Origin of the sequence: Candidatus Paracaedibacter symbiosus (assembly GCF_000757605.1) — a bacterium.
In the GTDB taxonomy this organism is placed as follows: domain Bacteria; phylum Pseudomonadota; class Alphaproteobacteria; order Paracaedibacterales; family Paracaedibacteraceae; genus Paracaedibacter_A; species Paracaedibacter_A symbiosus.
In genome coordinates this window covers 239,958-265,330 of sequence record NZ_JQAK01000004.1, presented here as the reverse complement: position 1 = coordinate 265,330, position 25,373 = coordinate 239,958, and the positions used below count along the sequence as shown (strand labels likewise).

The following is a 25,373-nucleotide window of genomic DNA, read 5'->3' as shown; positions in this document are numbered from 1 at the left end:
GTACTTATCAATATGCGCCGCAATGAAGATAGCTCAAATTCTTAATATTTAAAGGAAAGATAGATATGACTACAGAAGAAAATCGCTTTAAAATTGTTATCCTTTCCCCCACACAAACTTTATTGAATCAAAATGTGGTCTTTGCGGTTGTTCCAGGCAGCGAGGGTGAGTTTGGTATTCTAGCAAATCACGCGCCGTTTATCGTGACCCTTAAAGAAGGTCTGGTTAAGATTTATCGTGATAATCAGCAAACCATCAGCGAGGAAATTAAAATCACCGGTGGTTTTGCTAATATTCAGAACAATGTTTGCCAATTATTAATTAACGGATAAGTTCTTTAATTAATTGATTGAGTTCGATTCTCTTAGATATCTTCCGCCGTTTTTGTCTCTCACCTTGAATTCTCCTTCCCGTTTGGGGGAAAGATTATGGAAGGCGGTGGCTAGAGATAGTAATTGATGGATTCTCCTCGGTGGAAAGATCTTTTACTGTGGAAGGTCTAGCGGAGATGGCATGAAGCGATATCTTATTTTGACCATTCGTCAAAGGCATGGGGACCCAGGATACGTTATTAAACTCAATAAGGGTATTTGGAGTAACATCTAAGTTATCAATCGGTGTTCCATTGCTATTGCGAACAGTGGGATCTGTAACAAGATGGGGTTTAATTACAACGACATAGGGTAAGAAAACCATATCATTTACCCCAACAATTGAGGGATTTTGGAACTCTTCATTTTTTTGATTTAAAATTTGAACAAAAAAACCTCTCACATCTTTTGATTGATGCCCATTCTCCAGATCCTTGTATTTGATGCCAATAACTTTCCCAAGATAGCGTCTTGTTTGGTGAATTTTTGCTTTACAGATTTGTATGGCTTGATGAAAAGCTTGGTTTTGATTTAAATGAGGGCTACACGTATTTAAGCATGTTTGATAATAACCTGTGTCATTTTCTCCCTGACATTCCATGGCAACAATATCTGTACACTTCGTATCACAATTAAATTTATGAGCGGGTTGCCATTTCTGGTGAGGTATTGGTTGGGGCTGAGAGGGAAGTAAATTTTGAGTTGTCTGGGAAGGGTTAATAAGCGTTTTGCTAATATTGCCGGAGTCCCACCCTGCTGAATAGGCCATGTGCGGTGCAAAAATCAGTGAACAGACCATAAGAAATGCGACAGACGTATAATTCATGACTGTAACCTTTAATAAATATGAATTTTAGGAAAAGGTAGAGCAAAAAGGTAAAGAAATAATAAATGGAGTACAATTTAATGGATTATAGTTGGATCTGCATGACAGTAACTGGAAAGTTGTTAAAGCTATCTTGGCCGCTTTCTTGCCAGCACAACCGTTGATACCAAGAAGGAAGTGTCTTATCAAAGGTAAATAGATACAAAGTGTTAAATCCCATTTCTCGGGCTTGCCGTTTTGCAGCTGTCACTAATTGTTCACCGATTCTCTTTTTTGATGGGACCGGGCAACACAAAGGGAGCCAAGCCAAGGGGCAAGATCAGAGCGAATTCCATTCATTTATTCTGAGAGAAACTCTGCCAAGCGGAAGTTATTTTCAACGGCAGTGAGAGTCATTGGTAGCTGATCGTCATTTAAGTGATCTATGAACCGATGAAGAATTTGTGGGTGACTCAGGGACGGATTCCAAAGTCGCCCTAAGGCATCAAACCAAAGCTGCCCCATAATTGAAGTCTGCTCTGGAAAGAATTTTAAGGGGACAATGGTAATCATCCGATGTATTTATTTAGCAATAGGAGCGATGACCATAATCATTTGCTTGCCTTCAAGTTTAGGCGTATTTTCTACTTTGGCAGTAGGTTCTACTGATTCGCGGATACGAACCAATACTTCCATACCTAATTCATGATGTGCGACTTCACGACCGCGAAAACGCATAGTGACCTTAACCTTATCGCCTTCTTGCAAAAATCGATGAACGGCCCGAAGCTTCACTTGAAAATCGTTTTCATCAATACCAGGTCGTAATTGAACTTCTTTAATTTCAATGACTTTTTGCTTTTTCTTAGCTTCGCCTTTTTTCTTTTGTAATTCATACTTGTATTTGCCGTAGTCAAGAATTTTACACACAGGCGGTTCAGCGTTTGGAGAGACTTCAACCAGGTCAAGACCAGCTTCCTGAGCCATTTTAAGGCCTTCCAAGCGGGTGACAACACCGATCATATCTCCCGCTTCATTAATCAAACGAACTTTAGCTGCGGTAATTTCGTTATTAACACGGGGCCCATCTTTACTGATTGGGGCATTATTATGAGGACGAACTATAGACTAATCTCCATTTACTATAAAGAATGCAACACCCTTATACTATATGTTTTTGCCATGTCAAACCAGTATTTTTAAGCTTCTGAAAATAAAAAACTAATATTAGTATCATAATGGATACAAAATTTTCACAAATGGCCCTCTTGTAGGCGCGCTTTTTTAAGTAGATTTTATTTGTTTAATGCCAATATTAAGAGTAGTTTAAGACCACAAAGTGCTAGTATGTTGTGGCTAAAAATAAAAACGTACCCTTCATAATATAAAAAAATTATTAAAACAGAGCGATAGTTCCATGCAAATATTACAAAAAGCTGCTGCTTTTTTTGAAAAATCTGAGTGTCGTATTCTTTGTATTGGCGACATTATGTTGGACAAATATGTGTATGGGAACGTCAGTCGCATTTCGCCGGAAGCGCCAGTCCCTGTCCTGCATTTACAGTCAGAGTTTGAAATGTTGGGGGGGCTTGGTAATGTGGTGAATAATCTTACCAGCTTTTTGGTCCACCCTGTGATCATCAGCGCCATTGGTGAGGATAAAGGCGGCCACCGCATCCAAGAAATTATCGGTGCGCAGGGTGAGACTTTTTTTGTCAAATCACCTAAAACATCCATAAAAACTCGCTATGTGTCTAATGGGCAGCAGTTGTTGCGGATGGATGATGAGATGGTTTGTCAAATAACAGCCGCCCAAGTTGCAGAAATTGCAGCGTTTGTTGAAACGCAAATCAGGAGCGTAAAAGCAATTATTTTATCTGATTATGGTAAGGGAGTTTTAACTCCAGAATTGTGTCAGGCTGTTATCAAAACGGCGCGTCTTCATAATGTGCCGGTAATTGTGGATCCTAAGGGTGGCGATTATATAAAATATACAGGCGCGACTCTTATTACTCCCAATCTTAAAGAGTTTAGGGAGGTTTGTGGAAAAAAAATTACCGCACCTGAGGAGCTTGTTTCAGCAGCACGAGGCTTAATTGATCAATTCCAATTGCAAGGCTTACTGGTGACACAAGGAGCTGGAGGGATGACCCTTGTCACAAAAGATGAGCAAATGCATGCCACAGCAACGGCACGTGAAGTGTTCGATGTATCAGGGGCCGGTGATACGGTGATTGCCACATTAACCATTGCTCTTAGTAAAGGGGTGGACGTTAATACCTCGTGCGTTCTTGCGAATGCAGCGGCAGGTGTGGTCGTAAGCAAAGCAGGGACAGCAACGGTAACGCCAGAAGAATTACAGCATGCCTTGTCCTTGAAGCCAATCAATACCTATGAAGAAAAAATTCTACCTCTTTCCCGATTGGAGACAGTCGTTCAATCTTGGCGCCATCAGAATCTCAAGGTTGGTTTCACCAATGGCTGTTATGATTTGCTGCATGCGGGCCATCTAAGATCGCTTCAAGAAGCCAAACAGCAGTGCGATCGCCTGATTGTGGCCGTCAATACAGATGAGTCAATCAAGCAGCTCAAAGGTCCAGAGCGGCCGATTCAGGCTGAAGAGGTGCGAAGCTTAGTCCTCGCCGCTTTAGAGCTTGTTGATGCTGTGATTTTGTTTGGGACAGAGACGCCATTGCACTTGCTTGAAACAATTATTCCCGATGTGTTGATTAAAGGAGCTGATTATACTGTTGATCAAGTTGTGGGGGCTGATCTAGTGTTGCGCAATGGGGGCCGCGTTCATCTAGTGCAGCTTAAAGAGGGACAAAGTACAACTAATCTAGTGCAAAAAATGAAAGAACAAGCAGTTGGTTAAGGTTATTATGCCCGCCGGGATTCGAGATCTAATAATTTTAAATATGAGGGTTGAACGAATTTTGAATTACGATGGATATGAGTTTTGTAAGTGAAAACCCACCCTTAGGTAGTAGGTTTAACCTAACGCTATTAAATGTAAAAGCCGTGTTGCAAGCCTTTAAAGACAGTCAGGATATTCAAGTTACAGGCCTCTCTTTTCCGCAAAAATGAGGAGACTGATAAGAGTCAATGTACTTTAAAGCCGTAAATTAACAGGCGTTTGAGCTTGAGCTAAGGACAGAAAATGATGCACTATTTGCGCCATTACAAGCCTTTGCCAACGGGCATAAATCTAGGTCTTAAATGCATGAATTAACTGCCACTTGCCTCCAGAGATTCATAAGTGATTGCATTTCTTTGAGGTAATACGTTTTTTGTGGCATCCCATACCTCTTCAACAGTTGGGACGACATCTTCATCGCCTACAGAAATTGAACGCCCTGGTAGCTCAATGCCAAAATGGGGGCGCGAGGTGACCGTAAAAATCATCACTGTTGGTTTCTCTAAGGCATGGGCAAGATGGACGAGGCCTGTATCCATACCAACCACCAACGCAGATACGCCAATAAGTTGAGCGCATTCAGTGAGCGTGAGTTGTGGTAATATTTCAGCGCCAGGCACACCAGCTACAATCTCTACTGCTTCTGCATATTCTTGGGGCGAGTTCCATGGTAATAGGACGCGAAAACCCTGTGCGGTGAGTTTTTGACCAAAAGTAATCCATCGATCAGACGGCCACTTTTTAATGTCTTTGGAAGTTGCGTGAAACAGCATAGCAATGGGTTTTGAGTTTTCTAGGCTGATACACTTCACTGATCCAGGGATGGTTAGACCATAATGCGGGGAGTAATCGACTGAGTAGCCTAATGCTTGAGCAACACTGAGGCGCATTCCATGCCATGCATTAACAGAGCTGCATGGTTTATCGAAATAATGCGTATAGGCAAATCTGGCGCCCCGTTCACCTAAATGGGAGGGGGGATAACCAAAACGACGCTGAGAGCGGGGCAGGAAAGAAATAATCGCGCTTTTATAAACGCCATGTATGTCAATAACGACCTCGTAAAATTCTTCGCGTAACGTCGCGACGGACCCACAGATTTTTTGAAAGTCCGACCAGTTACGAGTTTTTTTGAAACGGCGAAGCGGAGCATCCAGTACCCGATCCACCCCAGTATTCCATCTAACAATATCTGCAAATGCACTATCTACAGCCCAATCAACCTTAATGCCAGGAAAAGCACGGTGAAGATCAGAAACAACTGGTTGTGCCTCTATCACATCTCCCAGAGAAGTAACTTTTACAATAAGAATTCTCTTTATCATCTTTTTCCTTCTGGTCATCCTGGTCTCAACTAAAAATAGGCTCATGCGAACTCTAGTTTTACTCTTTTTAGCTGTCAAGTGTTAGGCTCTGTGCCCCTCATTTCCCCAAATTCATTTTGGCCCTATTTGCTTGCAAATTTCCCCAAATTTCTCGAAGTAGATAAACACGACATCGAAATTTGGCATCATTTTCAGCTAAAAATGTCTCAAAAACATCTTTGCGTGAATGAAATGCACAGAAGGCAACTGTTCAGTGCTGAAGGTGAAAAACATTTTAGAGATAAACTGTCGAGTCACAGACAGCAGGCATAGAAAAGGGGGAGACTAGTTCTCTTGAATGTTTGATGAGAGGCGCTTATTTTTGACCTTTTTTATCTATAAATCCTTTCAAATTTTCTAAAGTAAATAAATTACTGTTGCAAAATTTGAAATGATCTTTAATTAAAAACGGCTCTGAATCACACGCAACTACAAACGTTCAAGAGAACCTGAAAACTAACGTTCGAAGCGACGTGCTGGACGTGGTGCGCGTTGTTCTGTTTGCGGTTTTGCAACTGCTACAGTGATGGTGCGACCTTGAACTTCTTGACCGTTTAATTTGTCAATCGCTTCATGAGCTTGATCTTCAGTTTCCATTTCAACGAAACCGAATCCCTTGCTGCGACCGGTATCACGATCTGTAATAATCTTTGCAGATAAAACAGCACCGTAGTTTTGAAATAGATCATTGAGGCTTTCACTGGTTAAGCCAAATGGTAGGTTACTTACATAAAGTTTCTTGTTCACAATTTCCTCCTAAACATGCTACGACGCGCTGACAATTTAGCGTTTATAACGCATCAACCGTTACGCAACCGTATCACTCCTCATGATTATAGGGCGACAGGTTGTTAAAACTCGGTTAAAGCATGAAAAGAAATACTCGAACAAACTTACTGACTTTCAACAACGAGGCATAATACTAATACTAACTAATAAAGTCTTTTCCATAAAATATGGTATCCCCAACGGGATTCGAACCCGTGTTCCCACCATGAGAGGGTGGTGTCCTAGGCCTCTAGACGATGGGGACATCAGACACCATGACTATAAAAGCAAACCTATGCAACTGCAAGGGTTATTTATTATGAATAAATAATCTCCTTATTTTGTTTTTCCTCCCGAGTTGAGAAGTGCTCTCAATTCACTATAGAGGGCATTGAACTTAAGAGCATTGCTCAGGACTTGCGGGTTATTTTGGAGGAGTAAAAGGCGATTGTTGGCTTGTTTGCAGGCGTCTTCCAATTGGCCAATAAGTGTTTGAGCTGCTTTTTTATTTTTCCACATTAACCCTTTAATGCCCCTGGCTCTTACTTTGTAGCTTTGGATTGCCTGTTCGATAACTGCTTTGCAAGTGCCCATATTAAGTTGATGGATAACGTTTGCGGTGTTGATGTAACCTTCTTGTTCCCACTGGTCTACCCGGGCCTCTGGGGAATTTGCTAATGCTCGCGATTTTAGGCCTGATTTAGCATAAATTTTTTGGAGTGTTTCTATGATAATAAATGCATTATTTTGGAAAAGAGTTTTTTTGTTCCAATCTTGGAGGGTAGCAATTCGATGTTGCAAAACCCAGGTTAATTTCTTTAAGCTTTCTAATCTGAAAGTTGCTTCTTGCACAGTCGGGATAACTTCACCTGGCCGTGGTTTTCTCTCCATATTCTGCGCCCCCATTTGTGAAGGTTGCCTCATTTGTTCAGCCCCCACAGCCATTGGCTCAGCAAAACTGGTACTCATCAGCAAGGGGATAGAGGCCAAAAAGAGGTGTTTTTTCATGATAGGCAGTCCTTTTTCTATTTAAATACTACCCATAAGAGTAACCCTATTTACTTGATTTTTCGTAAATTTCTGAACATTAACCTCTTATTAAACAAACAGGAGAATTGCATATTTGGTAAAATCAGGGTAGGAAAGTAGAAAGATCTCTCGAACATTTCGCGATAGGTGCACTTATATAATGACGAATATAATGACTAAAAAATCTGTTGGTAGCGAAGAGGCTATCAATAACTATTACTCAACAGACCAGCTTATTCATGCTTATGAGAGCATGTTGTTAATTCGCCGCTTTGAAGAAAAAGCAGGCCAACTTTATGGGATGGGGCTGATTGGCGGCTTCTGTCACTTATATATTGGTCAAGAAGCCGTTGTTGTTGGGTTGCAATCTGCTCTTAAATCAACGGACACCGTTGTCACTAGTTATCGCGATCATGGTCATATGCTGGCCTGTGATATGGACCCCAAAGGGGTGATGGCAGAATTGACTGGACGCAGTGGGGGCTATTCCAAAGGAAAAGGTGGCTCCATGCACATGTTTAGCCGCGAGAAAAACTTCTTTGGTGGTCATGGTATTGTGGGAGCGCAAATCCCTATTGGTGCAGGAATGGCCTTTGCCCATAAATACAAGCAAGATGGGGGTGTCAGCCTTGCTTATATGGGCGATGGAGCGATAAATCAGGGCCAAGTCTATGAGGCTTTTAATATGGCATCTTTGTGGAAACTCCCCGTTGTATTCATCGTAGAAGACAACCAATATGGCATGGGAACATCCACAAAACGTGCTTCAGCCAATGTTGATTTCTATCGCCGTGGGGAGGCTTATGATATCCCGGGCAGAGTTGTCGATGGGATGGATCTGTTTGCTGTACGCGAGGCAGGAGAATGGGCGGTGGAGCATGCGCGGTCAGGCAAAGGTCCGACATTGTTGCACATCAAAACCTATCGATATCGGGGCCACTCTATGTCAGATCCCGCTAAATATCGGTCCAAGGAAGAAGTGGAGACGATCCGTGAACAGCATGATCCCATTGAAAAAATACGTGGATTCCTCGAGACCAATAAGATAGTAGATGACGAGGGTTTTAAAGCCATTGATAAGAAAATTAAGGCAATGGTACAAGAAGCTGCTGAGTTTGCTCAAACGTCACCTGAGCCAGAAATTGGTGAATTGTACACTGATGTGTTGATTGACGCATAAAAGAGGACACATATAATGACACAAACAATGACTGTTCGTGAAGCCTTGCGGGATGCGATGGCCGAAGAAATGCGCCGAGACACTTCTGTTCTTTTAATGGGCGAAGAAGTAGCCGAATACCAAGGGGCTTATAAGGTTAGCCAAGGGTTGCTGGATGAGTTTGGTGATAAGCGTGTCATTGACACACCGATTACCGAACATGGTTTTGCTGGTCTTGCCGTAGGGGCAGGCTTTTTGGGGTTACGGCCGATTGTTGAATTTATGACATTCAACTTTTCCATGCAGGCTATTGATCATATCATTAACTCCGCTGCTAAGACGCTTTATATGTCAGGTGGTCAAATGGGGTGCCCTATCGTTTTTCGAGGCCCCAACGGCGCCGCTTCTCGCGTTGGCGCGCAGCATTCCCAATGTTATGCCAGTTGGTATGGGCATTGCCCAGGCTTAAAAGTTGTTTCTCCTTATTCAGCAGCTGACGCTAAGGGGCTATTAAAGTCCGCGATTCGGGATCCCAACCCCGTGATTTTCCTAGAAAATGAATTGATGTATGGGCGTTCTTTCGAGGTGCCTAAAGATGACGATTACCTTGTGCCCATCGGCAAGGCTGCGATTGTGCGTGAAGGGCGTGATGTGACAATTACAGCGTTCTCTATCACCGTGGGAATGGCCCTTGAGGCGGCTGAAGAATTGGCAAAACTTGGTATTGACGCCGAAATAATTGACCTTCGCACTATTCGGCCGCTTGATAAGGACACTATTGTGAAATCAGTGATGAAAACCAATCGTCTGATCAGCGTTGAAGAAGGTTGGCCATTTGCGGGTGTAGGCTCCGAGCTTGCCACGATGGTTTGTGAAGAGGCCTTTGATTATCTAGATGCACCGCCCATTCGTGTGGCTTCCGAAGATGTGCCATTGCCTTATGCCGCAAATTTGGAAAAGCTAGCACTCCCTAATGTAGAGAAAATCATTAAAGCAGCTCAGGCTGCCTGCTATAAACTGTAAGGAATCTCTTAATGCCAGTAAAAATTTTGATGCCTGCCTTAAGTCCAACTATGACCGAAGGGAACCTTGTTCGTTGGTTAAAGTTGGAAGGTGATACCGTAAAAGCAGGTCAAGTTTTAGCAGAAATTGAAACCGATAAAGCCACAATGGAAGTGGAAGCCGTTGATGAAGGAACGCTTGTCAAAATCGTGGTGGCAGCCGGCACAGAAAACGTCAAGGTGAACAGCCTCATCGCTGTATTGCTGGAAGAAGGGGAAGATGCCTCTAGTATTGACGCGCTTGTTAGTGCGGCAGGAGAAAATTCTACTTCTCCCCAACAGACAGCCGCGCCTACCCCAGATCTAACAATAGTGACTGCAGTTGCTGCTCAAAGTGGTGGGGCGGCAACAGCATCTGGTGACCGCTTGTTTGCAAGCCCACTGGCGCGTCGCCTGGCCGACCAACATAATGTTGATCTTAAGTTAGTGGCGGGATCAGGTCCTCACGGACGGATTGTCAAAACAGATGTGGAAGCAGCTGCTATAGCACCTAAGAAATCAGCTGCAGCAACTCAAGGGGTTGTTTATGGTGAGGCGGGTTATGCAGATTTGCCATTAAATAATATGCGCAAAGTCATTGCTCGTCGGTTAACTGAATCTAAACAACAAGTGCCGCATTTCTATTTAAATATAGATTGCGAACTGGATGCGTTATTAAAGTTACGGACAGAAGTCAACCAAAGGCTTGAGGCTGGCAAACTCTCAGTCAATGACTTTATTGTTCGAGCGTGTGCTTTGGCTTTAATTAAAGTGCCCGAAGCCAACGTTGCTTGGATGGATACCGTTATCCGTCAGTTTGAGGCAGCTGATATTAGTGTGGCAGTTGCGATTGATGGGGGTCTTGTGACCCCTGTGGTGCGCTCAGCCAATCTTAAATCTTTGAAAGACATTTCTGGTGAAGTGAAGGTGTTGGCCGAAAGAGCGCGTGCTAGCAAACTTGCTCCGGAAGACTATCAGGGCGGTAGCTTTACCATTTCCAATCTCGGAATGTATGGTATTAAGCAGTTTAGTGCCATCATTAATCCCCCCCAAGCTTGTATCCTAGCTGTTGGTGCAGGGGAGCAGCGCGCGGTTGTGAAAGACGGGGAGATTAAAGTTGCTAACGTGATGAGTTGTACTCTGTCTGCCGATCACCGCGCGGTTGATGGTGCGGTGGGAGCTCGTTTCTTGGTCGCCTTTAAGGAACTTATCGAAGATCCATTAAGTTTGCTTGTTTAAGATTTCTTTCTCTTATCATTTTATGAAATGGCTCTTATGTAAGAGCCATTTTTTATTAAATATTCTCCCTTTATTTTAAATAAATTTACCATTGATTAAGAATTGAGTCCTATCTTATGGTTTGATACATCATCAAAGATATGGGAGAGGGAATATGAATAAGAAATTGTTGGCAGGAATTCTTTTAATAGTATTCTTGGGCGGTAATATTGCTTATGCGAGTGTCAATCGCATTGAGAAGCAGGTGACAAATCTAGAATCTTATTTGGATAAAGTGGAAAAAAAGTCTCCTGACAAATTACGTCATAAACAAGAAGTCAAAATGAAAAAACAGATCGCGAGACTTCAGGTTAAGCTAGATAAGGAAAAGATATCAAAAGCCAATAAAGGTGGCAAAGAGGATGCTGAAATTGCCAAGTTAGAAGGAAAGCTTAAGGTGATGCAAGATAAGCTTGCCAAAACAGAGATAGCTCAAAAAGAGATAGAGCTCAAAAAATAAGGTGGACCACTGTCCCATCAACAGAGGTAGAAAGCGCCCTTCTGGGGGGCGCTAAATTCTACACATCAAAACAATGAGAAAACTCTTTAAGAAAATTTCTCCTCACTCCTTTTAATCTGTAACTCATTTGTGGCGTTAAGATTAAGACAAAATACTTAAAAATTTATAAGTTTAATAGCCAGAAATACCCGTATCATTATTCTTGACAACTACCTGATTAAAAGGCATTGTTCTGGTATAAATTAGGCGTAATTTGCGGTACTATCTTCCCGCAAACTTTTTTAAAGAAATTGGCAATATTTCGTGGCAAAAGATCTTCTGAAGGAGAAGGGTATCCCTACTCATTTTCTATTTCTTTTCTTCTTCTTTCCCAATCACGCGCGCCCATACCTTATCTTCAAAAAACTCAATAAACAACATTTAAAAACCGAGAGAGTTGATGGCTAATTCAGAGAACGAGAATCAAGAACTGCCCTCCATCCCAACAGCGATTTGGGGGCTTGGTATTGCCGTTTTTTTCGTGAATCTTTCATCTGTTATGATTCGAAGCCTTGTTCCTGTTTATATGAAATCTGTCTTGGGGGTTGCCACCAGCTGGATCGGGATCTTAGAAGGAATTGTTGAGGGACTCTCCTTCCTGACCAAGCTACTTTCTGGGGTGTTTAGCGACTATTTGAGGCGCCGTAAATACATTATTATTATTGGCTATACTTTATCTCTATTTAGCAGACCTCTCATGGCGATGTTCAGCACCTTTCATGCTGTTGTTGCCGCCAAAATCCTCGATCGTCTCGGCAATGGGATTCAAGCCTCGCCTCGCGATGCCCTTGTAGGTGACTTATCTCCTAAACCCATTCGTGGGGCTTGTTATGGGTTGCGCATTAGCCTTGGGACGGCTGGATCATTTTTCGGTGCTTTATTTGGTTTGATATTAATGTACTGGAACAATGATGACTATCAACTCGTTTTCTGGTTTGCCTCAATACCTGCGCTGATTGCCGTTCTTATCATGACTTTTATGATTCGTGAACCAGAACAAAACATGCACCCAAAAGATAAACAAATCCGCAAGCCAATCCATCTTTCTGATATCCCTCGTTTAGGTCGTACCTACTGGATGTTGATGATTGTTGTGGGCGTTTTTCTAATTGCTCAGCTTGGCGAAGCGATTATGGTGCTGCATGCGCACCAAAACTTTGGTTTATCGAGTAAAAACACGCCGCTTATTTTGTTAATTTATAACTCAACCTATTCATTATTTTCCTATCCTGCTGGTCGTTTATCTGACAAGTTTGGTCGCTATAATGTATTAGCTTTAGGTTTTTGCTGCTTGATTGCCGGGGATTTGATGTTAGCCTATGCCTGGAACGTTGAAATTGTCCTTGCTGGGGTTGCTTTATGTGGTATCCAAATGGCTGTCACCCAAAGCTTGTTTATGTCCTTGGTGGCTGACAGTGTTCCTGAAGATTTGCGCGGGACGGGTTTTGGCATGTTTTATTTGATCTGCGCTTGCTCAGTCTTAATCTCCAATAGTAGTGCTGGTTTAATTGCTGATTATTTTGGCGAATCAATGTCTTTCCTTTGTTCCATGATTGTCGCGATTATTGCTTTAATAATGCTCCTCCTCATACGTCCAAAGAAAAATGAGACAGTGGTACTTTGTTAATTGTACGTTAGTTGGGCAATAGAGAAAGTATTTTTATTATTGTCCAACCGACATTAATTATCCGAAAGAAGAATTCTTAATCTATCTTAACAGAGTACATTAGGTAATTCACATCTAAATCCTGCCCCAATGACCATGTCCAGGTGAGGGGACAAAAGCTCATTCCACTGATATTTTTAGGAAGCCCACCGGCTAGCCGTACTGAGTTGGCAAGTTCAGCTGGCGTTAGAAATTTATTCCAATCATGGGTTCCGCGTGGTAGCCATCGCATGATATATTCAGCCCCAATAATGGCAATTCCATAAGCCTTCCAAGTCCGATTGATTGTTGACAGGATAAGGGCACCACCTGGTTTCAATAGTTTTAAGCAATAATCAATAAACGCCTGAACATCTGCGACATGCTCGACTACTTCTAAAGCCAAAATGATATCAAAAGGCACTTCTCCTGCGGCATGCATGGCTTCGATAGAGGTGTTGCGATAGTCGATTGTCAAACCCATTTTCTGGCTATGATTTTTGGCAACTTCGATGGTTGAATCACTGGCATCCACGCCCACAACATCAGCACCTAAGCGGCACATCGGTTCGCTAATCAACCCACCACCACACCCAATATCAAGTAAGCGAACACCCGCCAAAGGCTTTGCAGTGTCAGCAATTTCACTTAAATGTGCTTTGAGTGTTTCGACAATATAGTGCAACCGAGTCGGGTTTAAATCGTGGAGAGGTTTGAAAGGCCCATTCTCATCCCACCAATCATGGCTAATTTTGGAAAATTGCTCAATTTCAGCGTCATTCAGAGTTGTTTGTTGCATAGTATGTGACTCACTGCTTGCGTCTTAGTCTTTAAATTGTGTAAGAATAAACTTATACTCAAAATACTTGAAGAGTCGATTTCTAGCTTCGTAAATCTCGACTCTTCAAGTATTTTGAGTCTATCTTAATCATAAATGCACGCAAAAGAAACAACGACGGGAATTAAATTGCGTATTGTTCAAAAGTATGGGGGCACCTCTGTTGCAGACATTGCACGGCTTGAAAATGTCGCTCTGAAGGTTAAACGGGAGGTAGAGGCTGGTCATCAAGTTGCCGTTGTCGTCTCGGCTATGGCGGGAGTCACCAATCAGCTTGTCGGCTATACCAAAGCATTTTCTAATGTGCTCAACAGTCCTGAACATGACACAGTAACCTCCACTGGCGAACAAATTACCACAGGCCTTTTATCTTTAGCGCTTCAACAACTTGACCTCAAGTCTCGATCTTTTATGGGCTGGCAAATCCCGATTAAGACAACTTCAGATCATACCAATGCCCAGATTTTATCGATTGATCCGAAAAAGCTTGAAGCGTGTTTGGAAAAAGGAATTATTCCCGTCATTGCTGGCTTTCAAGGAATCACTTCTACCCGTCGCATTACCACTCTTGGACGTGGTGGTTCAGATACCACAGCAGTTGCAATTGCTGCTGCCCTTAGAGCTGATCGCTGTGATATCTATACTGATGTGGATGGGGTTTATACTGCTGATCCTCGCATTGTAAGTTTTGCCCGAAAATTAGAACAAATTAGCTACTCAGAAATGCTCGAATTAGCTGCTCAAGGGGCTAAAGTTTTACATTCACGTTCCGTTGAAACTGCCTTAAAACATCAAGTTCATGTGCGCGTTCTCTCAAGCTTTAATGACAATCCGGGAACAGATATTATTGGCAGTCCACCACTTAATATTGCGCGTATTAGCGGCATTACTCACAGCATTGGTTGGGTAATAATTCATCTGGAGACACATAATTTTACAGCACAACTGTTTCATTCGTTGCGGAAAACAATTAAATCTGCGACGGTTGAAACTGATTCTTTTTCTATTCTAGAAGGGGACGAGGGCACACGAATTAGTTTCATGGTACAAAAAGCAGATTTTGCAAAAACCATCCAGGCCCTTGAAAAAAATTACTATTACTCCTTATATAAAGGGTTACATATTGAGCCAGATTTTGCCAAAATATCTATTATAGGATTGAGCTTCTTAGGCAAAATGGGGCTGACAGAACACTTTTTAGAGGTTATAAAACAAATAAATACATCGTCATGTCTGACGCATTTTTCCAGTACACGTATTAGTTTTGGGGTAAAGGAAGAAGTAGCAGCAGGCGTAATGCAAATATTTCACGCAAATTTTGAATTGGATCAAAAAAATGAGTCAGACACTAAAGAAACTATGGCAACGCGGTTGTGATTTCCTCGGCACAGAGACAGCAATTATGGGGGGTGCTATGTCTTGGGTTTCCGAGAGAAATCTTGTGGCCGCTATCTCTAATGCGGGTGGCTTTGGTGTTATTGCCAGTGGCGCCATGCCGCCTGAGCTTTTGAATGAAGAAATCAAAGGCACGCAAGCTTTAACTAATAAGCCGTTTGGTGTCAATCTCATTACCATGCATCCTAAAATTTCTGATTTGATTGACGTTTGTATTGAACGCAATGTGGGTCATATCGTCCTTGCTGGTGGTTTGCCATCTGCTGAGGCCATCAAAAAAATTAAATCAGCCAACATTAAATTGATTTGTTTTGCTCCAACCCTTTCCATTGCGCAGAAACTGGTGAAATTAGGTGCTGACGCTTTGGTGATTGAAGGGCATGAAGCAGGTGGTCATATCGGACCTGTTTCCACCAGTGTCCTTGCGCAAGAAATTTTGCCCCATCTTAAAGATGTTCCCATTTTCGTAGCGGGTGGCATTGGTAGAGGCGAAGCAATTGGTACTTACCTTAAAATGGGCGCGTCTGGGTGCCAGCTCGGTACTCGGTTTGTTTGTGCGACGGAATCAAAAGCTCATCCTAAATTCAAACATGCCTTTATTAAGGCTAATGCGCGTAATGCTGTTGTTTCCGCTCAGCTTGACAGCCGTTTCCCCGTCATCCCAGTGCGAGCCCTGGCAAATAAAGCCACCCAAGACTTTACCAAGTATCAACAAGAAATTATCGTGAAAGTAAATAATGGTGAGCTTGAGCAAAAAGCAGCTCAGCTGGAAATTGAACATTTTTGGGCAGGCGCCTTGCGTCGTGCTGTTGTCGAAGGCGATATTGAAACAGGATCCGTTATGGCGGGTCAAAGCGTTGGCATGGTTACCGCAGAACAACCCACAAAAGAAATTATCAATGAGCTTATCGAACAGGCCAGTGTTTATTTGCAATGAACTTGTAGAGTTATCCCCTCCTAAATCGATCAATTTAGAGGGGTAGCTATAATAAATGTAGCTTAGGCTCTAGGGCCCTCATTTTTGGAAGAATGGGGGATCTTGCAGGACTTAAATACTATTAGTTTTAAATACTATTAGTTTTACGGCTCAATTTACTCTAGCTAAAATCTCTCAACATGACGTCAACGAGTTTAATTTTGAAAAACCAACCTTCTTTTTCCGCCGATGTGTTCACCAAATCTGGAAAAGAAACAAGGGTTTCGTTCACTTCCACAATCTCACCAGAAGCCGGGATGTAAACTTCGCTTGCGGCTTTTACAGATTCCACAACGGCTACTTCACCACCTTTAAATACTTTTTTGCCGAACCGTGAAGACAAAATCCTGCTTCAAGTCTTAAAGTATCCCGAGCACTGAGACCAATGGGTTTCACTTCTTCTTGCTCTAGTAACTGGTTAAAGAATTGAGAAGAGATGATGCTTGGGAGGTTAAAATCGCTATAGTTGAATGTATCTTCACTTGTTTTCTTGACTAGGCATGCTTATATCAAAGGAGCAATATTCAAAATTTAGAAAAATTGAGATAAAAATGCAACAGTTGGTCATGCCCAAACCTGAATTAATAATTGTTCTTGCTTCCCCTCGTGGATTTTGTGCGGGTGTTGAGCGGGCCATTACTATTGTTGATAAGGCTTTAGAAAAGTATGGTGCGCCGGTTTATGTGCGTCATGAGATTGTTCATAACAAGTTTGTGGTGAATCAGTTGGAAGCTAAGGGCGCTGTGTTTGTTCAAGAACTAGACGAAGTACCAGCCAATGCGCATGTCATTTTTTCAGCTCATGGAGTGCCAAAATCAGTGCCTGCCGATGCAGAGGCAAGAGACTTACACTACTTTGATGCAACTTGCCCACTGGTGAGTAAAGTTCACCGTGAGGTGGAGCATCATCATGCAGAAGGGCGCACTGTTTTGTTGATTGGTCATAAGGGACATCCTGAGGTGATTGGAACAATGGGCCAAGTTCCAGAAGGGTCGGTATGGCTAGTTGAGACAGTGGCGGATGTGGCGACATTGCCATCAGCGCTTCAAGGCAATGATCTTGCTTATGCCACGCAGACAACTTTATCAGTGGATGAAGTGGTTGAAATTATTGCTGCTTTGAAGGCGCGCTTCCCAGAAATCTATGGACCCCGCAAAGAAGATATCTGTTATGCCACCACCAATCGACAATTGGCAGTCCGCAAGTTAGCTGAAACCGTAGATGCGTTGATTGTGATTGGGGCTCCCAATTCCTCTAACTCTGTAAGGTTAGTGGAGGTTGCTAAAAATAATGGCTGCGCGGAAGCACGTCTTTATCAACGTGCTATGGAAATTGATTGGGCCTGGTTGCAGAATAAAAAAAGATTAGGAATTAGCGCGGGTGCGTCAGCACCTGAAGTGTTGGTAGAAGAAGTGATTGACGCTTGCCGGGATCATTTTTGTGTGACCCTTGCTGAAATCAAAGTGGTAGAAGAAGATGTTTATTTTAATATTCCAGGTCAATTGAGGAGTTAGATCTTCATTTATCCAAAGATAGACCTACCAGAGGAGAGATTTTGTTGCGCATGAGTCTGAGAAAAACAAGTGAAACGGTATACAATTTACTTGCGAAGGTACCCTCATCTAGGGCAAGTTATAGAACCATAAGATATTCTCTACAAGATGCTCTTGGCGCTATTAAAGAAAGAATGACAGTTTAAATGAACATCCCTTCGATGGTTGAAATGGCTGATGCCCTTACAAAATTAGCTGAACTAGAAAAAAATTCATTGCCCCAAGTAGACGTTTATACTGATGGGGCATGCAGTGGTAATCCTGGTCCGGGTGGTTGGGGGGCTGTTGTTTGTTATCTAACACTGGAATCGGATCTCAATGGTGGTGAAGCGCAAACAACGAATAATCGCATGGAAATGATGGCGGCCATTCAAGGCTTAAAAGCCATTCCGCTCAAAGCCAAAGTAACAATCTACACGGATAGTATGTATCTGCGAGATGGGATTACCCGTTGGATGATAAATTGGAAAAAAAATGGCTGGTTAACTTCGGATAAAAAGCCCGTCAAGAATCAAGACTTATGGCTCGAGCTTGATCATTTAATGACAGTACATGATATTCATTGGCAATGGGTGAAAGGGCACGCGGGTCATGAATATAACGAACGGGCCGACGCGCTCGCGCGACAAGCTGTTATCGCTCAACGCATGCAGATGATTTAAATTAACGTCAATTCGATAGAAGAAAATGGTGCACCCGAGACGATTCGAACGTCCGACCTTTGCCTTCGGAGGGCAACACTCTATCCAGCTGAGCTACGGGTGCATGATTATACTGATCGTCTCCTTTATAGCTAATTTTATCTAAGATTACCAATTAAAATTAACGCGCAGTCAAATCTAGTTTGAAAAAAACATCATTACCTTATTCCAAATTAAAATTTATAGTCAGTGGCGGTTTTTTATGGTCGCTTCTTTCCCCTTTAATCACTAGGAAATAGCTTCCTCGTGGATTCTAGAGGCATCCCAGCTTATTGATCCGCTTGGGCCGACGCAAATCAACTAAATTTTAAACAATACCTGATATCAAGAGAGTGTATTTTCGTATTTTTTAAAAAGAAAGCGAGTCATCTCATGTGGTATCACAAAAAATTTGTTCCTCTTCCCAAATTATTCAGTTTTCTTATTGTTCTATCAAGTTTTTCTGCAGCTATAGGTGCTGAGAAAAATAACGACATCCAAGCATCAAACCTTCCAAACACCATACTTCAACAAGTCGAAGAAACACTCCAATTTGGCAACAAAGAGTTTCTTGAGGAAGAGAAACAACTTATTGAAGGGCGTCCACTTAATCTTTGGGGAATCGCACTGTTTTCAGCAAATGATTGGGTGGGAACTTTTATTAGAACAGCAACAGATAGTGATTGGTCACACTGTGGCCTTATTTTGAAAGATGAAAAAGATCAATCTCTGTATGGTTTTGAATCGACAGGGGCGGCTTCTGACATCGTGAAAGGTGTGTGGCCGCAAGTTCAAATTCATCTTTGGCAAGAAGTTGTTGACGGGTACAATGGCAAGGTCGCCCAACGCCAATTTATCTTTAATGATAAGTCACCGTCCTCTGAGGCTGTTATTAAATATGTTAATGACAATCTTGGAAAATCCTATGAAAAGAGCGCTCAAGCTCTGATTGATGCTATAGATCGTAACAATAAAAAAGAAAATCTGACGAGCCTCTTTTGCAGTGAAATGGTAGCTGCTTGTTTGATTCAATTAGGATATTTAAATTCCTCTGATCGTCTTGCAGCCAATTACCTGCCAAGAGATTTTTCATCAAAAGAATTTCTTCCGTGGATTAACGACGCAGCACTTGGTAAGGAAGCTATTATTAAAAAAACCCCAACGAAGTGTGGTTGTTGCACAATTATGTAAGGGAGAAGGGGGCGTTTTTCCCCCCTTTTTATTCGTAAGTTAAGCATAAGCTGCGGGGGAGAAGATTTCTCTCCCCTCATAGTTTATCAACCGCGCCATCCGGGTGAGTATAAATATGCATCTTTACTATATGTGGATATTTGCCATTGGCCGTTTTATCTTCGTTAACTTTCCAACACTTTTGAGGAGTGTTTTGCTCTGCTTCTAATGTAACAGCTTTCCAGGTAAACCCTTCCTTGATAAGATTGTTATGCAGGAGATAAGGAGTTTTCCCTTCCGTGTGAATATGGCAGAGAGATTAGCCTCGTTTTCCTTCTGAAAATTCTTTTAAAGCATTATTATTTCTGAATTTGGCCTGTCATGGGCACAAACTGTACAGCTATAAGCTCTTCTTCTTGAAAGCCATCCTCTGTCTTTATGAGGCGTAGAAGTTTCTGATTATAATAATTCCCAACGGGGAGAACTATTCTACCCCCCACTTTTAGTTGCTGTAAAAGAGGATCTGGTATTTTCTCAGGCGCTGCTGTCAGAATGATGGCATCAAATGGTGCCGCTTCAGGCCAGCCAGCGTAACCATCTCCTTGACGCATCTCTATGTTAGTATATCCCAGTTCTTTTAAACGTTTTTGAGCTTGTTGCGCAAGGGGTTCGATGATTTCAATCGTAAAAACCTTTTGACATAGGCGAGAAAGAACAGCTGCTTGATACCCACAACCGGTTCCGATTTCTAAGATATGATCCGTGGGTTTGGGCTGAATCGCTTCACTCATAAAGCCTACAATATAAGGCTGCGAAATAGTTTGGCTATAGCCAATAGGAAGAGACGAATCTACGTAAGCAAGTTCTTTGAGGTGGGGAGGGACAAATAAATGGCGAGGGACTTCTTTCAAGGCTCTCAATACTTCTGGATCATGAACACCTCGTTTCTCAATTTGATCATGAACCATCCGGGTTCTTTGAGACTCATAAAATAAATTTTCATTCTGCATTTTTGGTTCTCCTACAACAATTAGGAGGGCAATAAAATAAAACATTCTTCTCCAATAAAAACATGGTAATTGTCCATCAATTTTATTTAATCACTCTTTATTAAACTTATACCACTTAAATTATTGAATATTTTTTACATTAAAGGGGAGGAAAGACCCTTTCTCGGCTGAAGAATCAAACACAATTCACTAGCGCATCAATTATCTTTTTCTTCTAAATGGTCCACGGAAAACATCCTTGTGTTCTGATGAAATGTTTGAACTCCGCGGTTTCTAGGAAGGTATGATAAAGATTATCCCAATATTTCTTGCTGGCGGCTGGCGACAGCTTCGGCATTAAAATCTTGGATAAGTTCTTGGAAAATTTGGTACCAGTTTGCCTGCGCACCCAGCCTCATTATCACAGATCCAACGCCAACGGCAGCGCGGTCCATAAAGACAAATTCTCGCGGCGGTTTGATGCCGGTTGTTTTGTTGAGCTGCTCATGGACGCGATTGGCAGTTTCCCAGCCGACGGTGCCCATCAGATCATTTTGGATTGGTCGTATTTTGTCATCCAATAAGGGATCATATAACAGTTTGGCCCATTCGGTAATAATATCAATCACCTCATTGGTGAGATTCGTAAAGCCCCAGGATTCATAGGCAGCCACTGCTTGATCGCGATTGTTATGAAGAAGAGCAGTATAAAGATCAATTACACCTTTGACAAAGGTACTAGGGAAGCGACGAATGCACCCGAGATCCAACAACCCGATATCACCACCCGGCAAAATTTTGTAGTTTCCTGGATGAGGGTCCCCGTGAATCACAGCATAGCGATAAAAAGGATAGTACCAAGCATGAAATAATTTCTGAGCAATTTGGTTGCGTGTTTCTTGAGGGGCCTCAGTAAAACTCAGAATCGGATTGCCTTCAATCCATGACATGGTGAGTAAACGACGTGTTGTGAGATCATCATGGGCCTCTGGCAGAACGACAGTTGACTTATTGACGAAAATCTTTTTGTACGCCTTAAGGTTTTTAGCTTCTTGGAGATAGTTTAATTCTTCCCGTAAGCGTTCTTCAATTTCATGCTTGATGTCAGAAGTCTCAATGGCGTTATTCCAACTGCGATAGACCGATAACATCATGCCTAATTGATTTAAATCCGCATCAATGGCCGATTCCATATCGGGATATTGCAGTTTACACGCCACTTGTTGTCCTGTGGATAAGGTTGCTTTATGAACTTGGCCAAGGGAGGCCGCAGCATTAGCCGTTTCTGAAAACTCAGTAAAATGGGTGAGCCAATCGACGCCCAATTCTGTGGCCATGCGTCGCCGGACAAAGGCCCAGCCCATTGCTGGAGCGTTGGATTGCAGCTGCAATAACTCTTCAGCATATTCAGGGGGGAGAGCGCCGGGGACAGTTGCTAAAAACTGCGCGACCTTCATCAGAGGACCCTTGAGGCCTCCTAAAAGTTGCTGCAGGTCTTTGGCATGTTGTTCGCGATCGATTTCTACCCCTAAATATTTTTCACCGGCAAGCCGAGTGGCTAAGCCCGTCATCGCGCTGGAAACACGCGCATAACGTTTAAAGCGACCAAAGAGAGTTGAGTCATCTTGAAACACGTTTAGGCATCCATCAATGTTTCAAATTCGTCAATCAGACCAATAATGACATTTAAGCCTTTTTGCCAGAATTCTGAATCCCGCGCATCCAGATTAAACGGAGCCAAGAGTTCGTGGTGACGCTTGCTGCCACCCGCTTGTAAAAGCTTTAGATATTTGGCGGCAAAATCAGGGTGCCCTTGTTGATAAACCGAATAAAGCGAGTTGACCAAACAATCTCCAAACGCGTAGGCATACACATAAAACGGTGCATGAATAAAATGGGAAATATAGGACCAGTAAGGCATCAAAGCTGGATCAAGATTGACCCATGGCCCAAGCGCTTCACCTTGTGTTTCGATCCAAATCGCATTGAGTTCTTCAACGGAAAGTTCTCCTGCTTTGCGACGATTGTGCACTTCGCGTTCAAACTCAAAAAAGGCAATCTGACGGACGGACGTATTCAACATATCTTCAATTTTAGCAGCAATCAAACTGCGCTTTTGCGAAACAGAAGTCGTTTTCTGAAGGAGAGAACGGAAGGTCAGCATTTCGCCAAACACGGAGGCTGTTTCAGCAATGGTGAGGGGAGTGCTACTTAAAAACAGTCCCAGATCAGATGCCAAAACCTGGTGAATTCCATGCCCTAATTCATGGGCCAGCGTCATCACATCGCGAAGTTTGCCCTGATAGTTCAACAGAATATAGGGATGGGCGGAAGGAATAGTAGGATGGGCAAAGGCGCCCGACTGTTTGCTGGCTAAAGCCGGTACATCAATCCAATTTTTAGTAAAGAAGCGCGTCCCAATTTCCGACATTTCTGGAGAGAATGCTTGGTAAGCCTCTAAAACAATATGCCTTGCCTCATCCCAGGCAATGGGCTTGTCCTCTGCTTCTGGCAGGGGAGCATTACGATCCCAATAGTCAAGTTTATCAACCCTCAAGCATTTAGCTTTAAGCTGATAATAACGATGCGACAGATTTTTATAATTATGCTTTACCGCCTCAACCAATGCATTTACCACCTCATCTTCCACTTGGTTGGAAAGATTACGGGCGGCTACCGAGTGGGGATATTGACGCCAAGTATCCTCAATCTCTTTATCTTTAGCCAAGACATTGGTCACCATAGCAAAGAGGGGAAGGCGTTGCTTTAATCCCTCGCTGAGAGAAAGAGCTGCTGTTTTACGCACTTGTGATTCTTTATGGCTTAAGAGATCTAGAATTTGGGCGAGAGGCAGTAATTGATTTTCATAGGTAAAAGTGAGGCTGGCTAAAGTTTCATCATAAAGACGCACCCAGGCATTTCGGCTGGTAAGAGATTTTTCATGGAAAAGTTGTTCAAGGTTGTGGTCAAGTTGATGCGGTCGGAACAAACGTAAGCTCTCGATCCACGGCTTATAATGATGCAAACTCTCATTTGATCCATAGGCTTGCAGCAGAATAGCTTCATCAATTTTATTGAGATCTAGGGTAAAGAAAATCAAATGCGTTGAAAAAGCAGTGATCTTTTCTTGAATCATTTGGAAAAATTTGACGACATTCGAATCCGTCAAATGAGTTGCATAATTGAGATAAGCATAGCTAATCAGTTTACCCATTAATTCTTCAACTTGTTCGTAGGCTTCAATGGCGGCAACAAGATCAGTCGGCGACCAACTATCGCTCTTAAAGGTTGCTTCAAACCGTTGATGGAACGATTTTGCTAATTGTTCTGCCTGCGCCAGTTCCGCAAGAATGGCTTGATCATCAATTGATTGGTAAAAATCAGTTAAATCCCAGCGCGGAAGATCGGTTGCGTTTAATTGTGACATGCTTAGTCCTCCTGACAAGTTGCTTCCAGTTCGATAACGCGCATAATATTGGAACCACTGCTTTGGGCAAAGGGAACGCCTGCCAAAATAATAATCCGATCACCAACATCTGCCACTTTTTCCGACAAAGTTGCCTTACATGCGGTTGAAATCATCTCCTGAAATGAGGTAATTTGGTTGGCAAGGACTGGGTAGGTGCCCCAGAATAATCCCATCCTGCGGGCCACATTTTGATTTGGTGTTAAACCCATGATCAGCGATTTTGGCCGTTCTCTGGTCTCCATTAATGTCGTTGTTCCTGTTTCCGTAAAAGTGACGATAGCTTTGACTTTAATCGTTTGAGCCACTTTACGAGCGGCCGCTGTAAGTGCATCGCTGACGCTTTCTCTGGGTGTCGGGCGATAGAGCTGTGCCATGGAGGAGTAAAACGGATCTTCTTCAACTTGCTTAATGATGCGATGCATCATGGAAACAGCCTCAACTGGATAAGAACCGCTCGCTGATTCAGCAGACAACATCACCGCGTCTACTGCATCGTAAATAGCGGTTGCCACGTCTGAAGCTTCAGCCCTGGTGGGGGAGGGTGTGTGAATCATAGAATCTAACATTTGCGTTGCCACAATCACGGGTTTTCCCTGTTCACGACACTGACGGATGATTCTTTTCTGAGCGCTCGGGACGTCTTCAGGGAGCATTTCAACGCCAAGATCGCCGCGCGCTACCATGACGGCATCGGTGAGAGTGACAATTTCAACGAGATGCTCAAGTGCTTTTGGCTTTTCAATTTTAGCCACCAATAGCGCCCGATCTTGAATGATGTGTTTGGCTTCAATAATGTCCTCTGGTCGTTGGACAAATGATAGGGCGACCCAATCTACACCCAGACTTAAGGCAAAATCAAGGTCTTCTCGATCTTTGGGGGTAAGGGCCGAAATAGGCAGTGTGACCCCGGGAATGTTGAGGCCTTTGCGATTAGATAAGGCCCCGCCCACCGTCACTGTTGTGACAATTTTGGTTGCCGTGACTCTGATGACGTGAAGTCTGACTTTTCCATCATCAAGCAATAAATCAAGGCCAGGGGTAATTGCCTGAAAAAGCTCAGGATGGGGCAAAAATACGCGTGTTTTGTTTCCAAGAGCAGGATCGTTATCCAGGATAAATTGCTGGCCTTCAGCAAGCATAATGGATTTATTTTCAAACTCATGAATGCGAATTTTAGGCCCCTGAAGATCAGCTAGAATGGCAATGGGCGACTTAAATTCAGCTTCAATATCGCGGATAATTGAATAAACCTGTTGATGTTCTGCGTGAGTTCCATGGGAAAAGTTTAAACGAAAAACGTCCGCACCGGCAACATGGAGATTTTTAATGGTTTCATAAGTATTGCTGGCCGGCCCAAGAGTGGCAACAATTTTAGCTTTTCGTGAACGGAGCATCTTTAACTCAACCCGATAGTTTCTTATAGCCTGA

Annotated in this window: 23 protein-coding genes, 2 tRNA genes and 2 pseudogenes; 12 read left to right on the top strand and 15 right to left on the bottom strand. The window is 42.8% G+C overall.

Features of this window, described 5'->3' with window-relative positions; all coding sequences use genetic code 11:
• The first annotated feature begins 65 nt into the window (after positions 1–65).
• Positions 66–332: a F0F1 ATP synthase subunit delta/epsilon gene (locus IG80_RS0109740; protein ID WP_032113834.1), complete on the top strand. Its 267-nt coding sequence runs from the start codon at positions 66–68 to the stop codon at positions 330–332.
• A 94-nt stretch (positions 333–426) separates the two neighbouring features.
• Here IG80_RS0109740 and IG80_RS0109735 read toward each other — a convergent pair whose 3' ends face one another.
• The 4 genes from IG80_RS0109735 to infC form a co-directional block, all read right to left on the bottom strand.
• A complete protein-coding gene (locus IG80_RS0109735; protein ID WP_032113833.1) occupies positions 427–1,197 on the bottom strand; it encodes a hypothetical protein in 771 nt (256 codons plus the stop codon).
• A gap of 85 nt (positions 1,198–1,282) precedes the next feature.
• Positions 1,283–1,447, bottom strand: a complete 165-nt coding sequence (locus tag IG80_RS15230) for a GNAT family N-acetyltransferase (RefSeq protein WP_156962164.1) — start codon at positions 1,445–1,447, stop codon at positions 1,283–1,285.
• A gap of 89 nt (positions 1,448–1,536) precedes the next feature.
• Positions 1,537–1,749, bottom strand: coding sequence for a hypothetical protein (locus tag IG80_RS14715; RefSeq protein ID WP_052046322.1), 213 nt, complete (start codon positions 1,747–1,749; stop codon positions 1,537–1,539).
• A 9-nt stretch (positions 1,750–1,758) separates the two neighbouring features.
• Complete coding sequence (gene infC, locus IG80_RS0109725) at positions 1,759–2,301, bottom strand: translation initiation factor IF-3 (protein WP_052046321.1); 543 nt, start codon at positions 2,299–2,301, stop codon at positions 1,759–1,761.
• A gap of 292 nt (positions 2,302–2,593) precedes the next feature.
• Between infC and rfaE1 the strand changes: the two genes are divergently transcribed.
• Entirely contained in the window at positions 2,594–4,051 is a 1,458-nt protein-coding gene (gene rfaE1 / locus IG80_RS0109720) for a D-glycero-beta-D-manno-heptose-7-phosphate kinase (RefSeq protein WP_032113831.1), read from the top strand.
• 353 nt (positions 4,052–4,404) lie between these two features.
• On the opposite strand, the gene waaC is transcribed toward rfaE1, so the two are convergent.
• The 4 genes from waaC to IG80_RS0109700 form a co-directional block, all read right to left on the bottom strand.
• On the bottom strand, positions 4,405–5,418 hold the full coding sequence (gene waaC, locus IG80_RS0109715) for a lipopolysaccharide heptosyltransferase I (protein ID WP_198027348.1): 1,014 nt from the start codon (positions 5,416–5,418) through the stop codon (positions 4,405–4,407).
• Between the two features lie 495 nt (positions 5,419–5,913).
• Positions 5,914–6,204 (bottom strand): RNA recognition motif domain-containing protein, encoded by a 291-nt coding sequence (locus IG80_RS0109710; protein ID WP_032113830.1) that lies wholly within the window; start codon positions 6,202–6,204, stop codon positions 5,914–5,916.
• Between the two features lie 210 nt (positions 6,205–6,414).
• Positions 6,415–6,490, bottom strand: a tRNA-Glu gene (locus IG80_RS0109705).
• A 71-nt stretch (positions 6,491–6,561) separates the two neighbouring features.
• Entirely contained in the window at positions 6,562–7,233 is a 672-nt protein-coding gene (locus IG80_RS0109700) for a hypothetical protein (protein WP_032113829.1), read from the bottom strand.
• A 181-nt stretch (positions 7,234–7,414) separates the two neighbouring features.
• Between IG80_RS0109700 and pdhA the strand changes: the two genes are divergently transcribed.
• The 5 genes and pseudogenes from pdhA (at position 7,415) to IG80_RS0109675 (ending at position 12,857) form a co-directional block, all read left to right on the top strand.
• The gene (gene pdhA, locus IG80_RS0109695) at positions 7,415–8,434 is read left to right on the top strand and encodes a pyruvate dehydrogenase (acetyl-transferring) E1 component subunit alpha (protein ID WP_232224389.1); all 1,020 of its coding nucleotides are present in this window, start codon (positions 7,415–7,417) and stop codon (positions 8,432–8,434) included.
• A gap of 24 nt (positions 8,435–8,458) precedes the next feature.
• Positions 8,459–9,436: pseudogene (locus IG80_RS0109690) on the top strand (pyruvate dehydrogenase complex E1 component subunit beta); the annotation flags it as partial.
• Between the two features lie 11 nt (positions 9,437–9,447).
• Positions 9,448–10,692 (top strand): pyruvate dehydrogenase complex dihydrolipoamide acetyltransferase, encoded by a 1,245-nt coding sequence (locus tag IG80_RS0109685; protein WP_032113827.1) that lies wholly within the window; start codon positions 9,448–9,450, stop codon positions 10,690–10,692.
• A 154-nt stretch (positions 10,693–10,846) separates the two neighbouring features.
• Positions 10,847–11,191 (top strand): hypothetical protein, encoded by a 345-nt coding sequence (locus IG80_RS0109680; RefSeq protein WP_032113826.1) that lies wholly within the window; start codon positions 10,847–10,849, stop codon positions 11,189–11,191.
• A gap of 439 nt (positions 11,192–11,630) precedes the next feature.
• Entirely contained in the window at positions 11,631–12,857 is a 1,227-nt protein-coding gene (locus tag IG80_RS0109675; protein ID WP_052046319.1) for an MFS transporter, read from the top strand.
• A gap of 76 nt (positions 12,858–12,933) precedes the next feature.
• Here the strand turns inward: IG80_RS0109675 and ubiG are convergent, their stop codons facing one another.
• A complete protein-coding gene (gene ubiG, locus IG80_RS0109670) occupies positions 12,934–13,674 on the bottom strand; it encodes a bifunctional 2-polyprenyl-6-hydroxyphenol methylase/3-demethylubiquinol 3-O-methyltransferase UbiG (RefSeq protein WP_032113825.1) in 741 nt (246 codons plus the stop codon).
• A 135-nt stretch (positions 13,675–13,809) separates the two neighbouring features.
• Between ubiG and IG80_RS0109665 the strand changes: the two genes are divergently transcribed.
• Together IG80_RS0109665 and IG80_RS0109660 are read left to right on the top strand one after the other, a co-directional pair.
• Positions 13,810–15,090 (top strand): aspartate kinase, encoded by a 1,281-nt coding sequence (locus IG80_RS0109665; protein ID WP_052046318.1) that lies wholly within the window; start codon positions 13,810–13,812, stop codon positions 15,088–15,090.
• Positions 15,050–16,045, top strand: a complete 996-nt coding sequence (locus tag IG80_RS0109660; protein ID WP_032113824.1) for an NAD(P)H-dependent flavin oxidoreductase — start codon at positions 15,050–15,052, stop codon at positions 16,043–16,045. Before IG80_RS0109665 ends, IG80_RS0109660 begins: the two co-directional genes overlap by 41 nt.
• A 160-nt stretch (positions 16,046–16,205) precedes the next feature.
• Here the strand turns inward: IG80_RS0109660 and IG80_RS0109655 are convergent.
• A pseudogene (locus IG80_RS0109655) lies at positions 16,206–16,412 on the bottom strand (biotin/lipoyl attachment domain-containing protein); the annotation flags it as partial.
• Positions 16,413–16,635: 223 nt separating this feature from the next.
• Between IG80_RS0109655 and ispH the strand changes: the two are divergent.
• Both ispH and rnhA read left to right on the top strand, forming a co-directional pair.
• Positions 16,636–17,598, top strand: a complete 963-nt coding sequence (ispH, locus tag IG80_RS0109650; RefSeq protein WP_232224387.1) for a 4-hydroxy-3-methylbut-2-enyl diphosphate reductase — start codon at positions 16,636–16,638, stop codon at positions 17,596–17,598.
• A 209-nt stretch (positions 17,599–17,807) separates the two neighbouring features.
• Positions 17,808–18,299 carry a ribonuclease HI gene (gene rnhA / locus IG80_RS0109645; protein WP_052046342.1) on the top strand — a complete coding sequence of 164 codons (492 nt, stop codon included), beginning with the start codon at positions 17,808–17,810 and terminating at the stop codon, positions 18,297–18,299.
• A gap of 26 nt (positions 18,300–18,325) precedes the next feature.
• Here rnhA and IG80_RS0109640 read toward each other — a convergent pair.
• Positions 18,326–18,402: transfer RNA gene (locus tag IG80_RS0109640), tRNA-Arg, on the bottom strand.
• A 308-nt stretch (positions 18,403–18,710) separates the two neighbouring features.
• On the opposite strand from IG80_RS0109640, the gene IG80_RS0109635 reads away from it, so the two are divergent.
• A complete protein-coding gene (locus IG80_RS0109635; RefSeq protein WP_032113823.1) occupies positions 18,711–19,508 on the top strand; it encodes a hypothetical protein in 798 nt (265 codons plus the stop codon).
• A gap of 338 nt (positions 19,509–19,846) precedes the next feature.
• Here the strand turns inward: IG80_RS0109635 and IG80_RS0109630 are convergent, their stop codons facing one another.
• The 4 genes from IG80_RS0109630 to pyk form a co-directional block, all read right to left on the bottom strand.
• Positions 19,847–20,497, bottom strand: coding sequence for a protein-L-isoaspartate(D-aspartate) O-methyltransferase (locus tag IG80_RS0109630; protein ID WP_032113916.1), 651 nt, complete (start codon positions 20,495–20,497; stop codon positions 19,847–19,849).
• A 293-nt stretch (positions 20,498–20,790) separates the two neighbouring features.
• Positions 20,791–22,110: an ABC1 kinase family protein gene (locus tag IG80_RS0109625; protein WP_032113822.1), complete on the bottom strand. Its 1,320-nt coding sequence runs from the start codon at positions 22,108–22,110 to the stop codon at positions 20,791–20,793.
• Between the two features lie 2 nt (positions 22,111–22,112).
• Positions 22,113–23,903 carry a M3 family oligoendopeptidase gene (locus tag IG80_RS0109620; RefSeq protein ID WP_032113821.1) on the bottom strand — a complete coding sequence of 597 codons (1,791 nt, stop codon included), beginning with the start codon at positions 23,901–23,903 and terminating at the stop codon, positions 22,113–22,115.
• Between the two features lie 2 nt (positions 23,904–23,905).
• On the bottom strand, positions 23,906–25,339 hold the full coding sequence (gene pyk / locus IG80_RS0109615) for a pyruvate kinase (protein WP_032113820.1): 1,434 nt from the start codon (positions 25,337–25,339) through the stop codon (positions 23,906–23,908).
• Positions 25,340–25,373: the final 34 nt, after the last annotated feature.

What these genes read in the sequence shown, in the direction of transcription:
- IG80_RS0109740 (WP_032113834.1), top strand. Translation starts at nt 66, where the DNA reads ATGACTACAGAAGAAAATCGCTTTAAAATTGTTATCCTTTCCCCCACA.
- IG80_RS0109735 (WP_032113833.1), bottom strand. Translation starts at nt 1,197, where the DNA reads ATGAATTATACGTCTGTCGCATTTCTTATGGTCTGTTCACTGATTTTT.
- IG80_RS14715 (WP_052046322.1), bottom strand. Translation starts at nt 1,749, where the DNA reads ATGATTACCATTGTCCCCTTAAAATTCTTTCCAGAGCAGACTTCAATT.
- rfaE1 (WP_032113831.1), top strand. Translation starts at nt 2,594, where the DNA reads ATGCAAATATTACAAAAAGCTGCTGCTTTTTTTGAAAAATCTGAGTGT.
- waaC (WP_198027348.1), bottom strand. Translation starts at nt 5,418, where the DNA reads ATGATAAAGAGAATTCTTATTGTAAAAGTTACTTCTCTGGGAGATGTG.
- IG80_RS0109700 (WP_032113829.1), bottom strand. Translation starts at nt 7,233, where the DNA reads ATGAAAAAACACCTCTTTTTGGCCTCTATCCCCTTGCTGATGAGTACC.
- pdhA (WP_232224389.1), top strand. Translation starts at nt 7,415, where the DNA reads ATGACGAATATAATGACTAAAAAATCTGTTGGTAGCGAAGAGGCTATC.
- IG80_RS0109685 (WP_032113827.1), top strand. Translation starts at nt 9,448, where the DNA reads ATGCCAGTAAAAATTTTGATGCCTGCCTTAAGTCCAACTATGACCGAA.
- IG80_RS0109680 (WP_032113826.1), top strand. Translation starts at nt 10,847, where the DNA reads ATGAATAAGAAATTGTTGGCAGGAATTCTTTTAATAGTATTCTTGGGC.
- IG80_RS0109675 (WP_052046319.1), top strand. Translation starts at nt 11,631, where the DNA reads ATGGCTAATTCAGAGAACGAGAATCAAGAACTGCCCTCCATCCCAACA.
- ubiG (WP_032113825.1), bottom strand. Translation starts at nt 13,674, where the DNA reads ATGCAACAAACAACTCTGAATGACGCTGAAATTGAGCAATTTTCCAAA.
- IG80_RS0109665 (WP_052046318.1), top strand. Translation starts at nt 13,810, where the DNA reads ATGCACGCAAAAGAAACAACGACGGGAATTAAATTGCGTATTGTTCAA.
- IG80_RS0109660 (WP_032113824.1), top strand. Translation starts at nt 15,050, where the DNA reads ATGAGTCAGACACTAAAGAAACTATGGCAACGCGGTTGTGATTTCCTC.
- ispH (WP_232224387.1), top strand. Translation starts at nt 16,636, where the DNA reads ATGCAACAGTTGGTCATGCCCAAACCTGAATTAATAATTGTTCTTGCT.
- rnhA (WP_052046342.1), top strand. Translation starts at nt 17,808, where the DNA reads ATGGCTGATGCCCTTACAAAATTAGCTGAACTAGAAAAAAATTCATTG.
- IG80_RS0109635 (WP_032113823.1), top strand. Translation starts at nt 18,711, where the DNA reads ATGTGGTATCACAAAAAATTTGTTCCTCTTCCCAAATTATTCAGTTTT.
- IG80_RS0109630 (WP_032113916.1), bottom strand. Translation starts at nt 20,497, where the DNA reads ATGCAGAATGAAAATTTATTTTATGAGTCTCAAAGAACCCGGATGGTT.
- IG80_RS0109620 (WP_032113821.1), bottom strand. Translation starts at nt 23,903, where the DNA reads ATGTCACAATTAAACGCAACCGATCTTCCGCGCTGGGATTTAACTGAT.
- pyk (WP_032113820.1), bottom strand. Translation starts at nt 25,339, where the DNA reads ATGCTCCGTTCACGAAAAGCTAAAATTGTTGCCACTCTTGGGCCGGCC.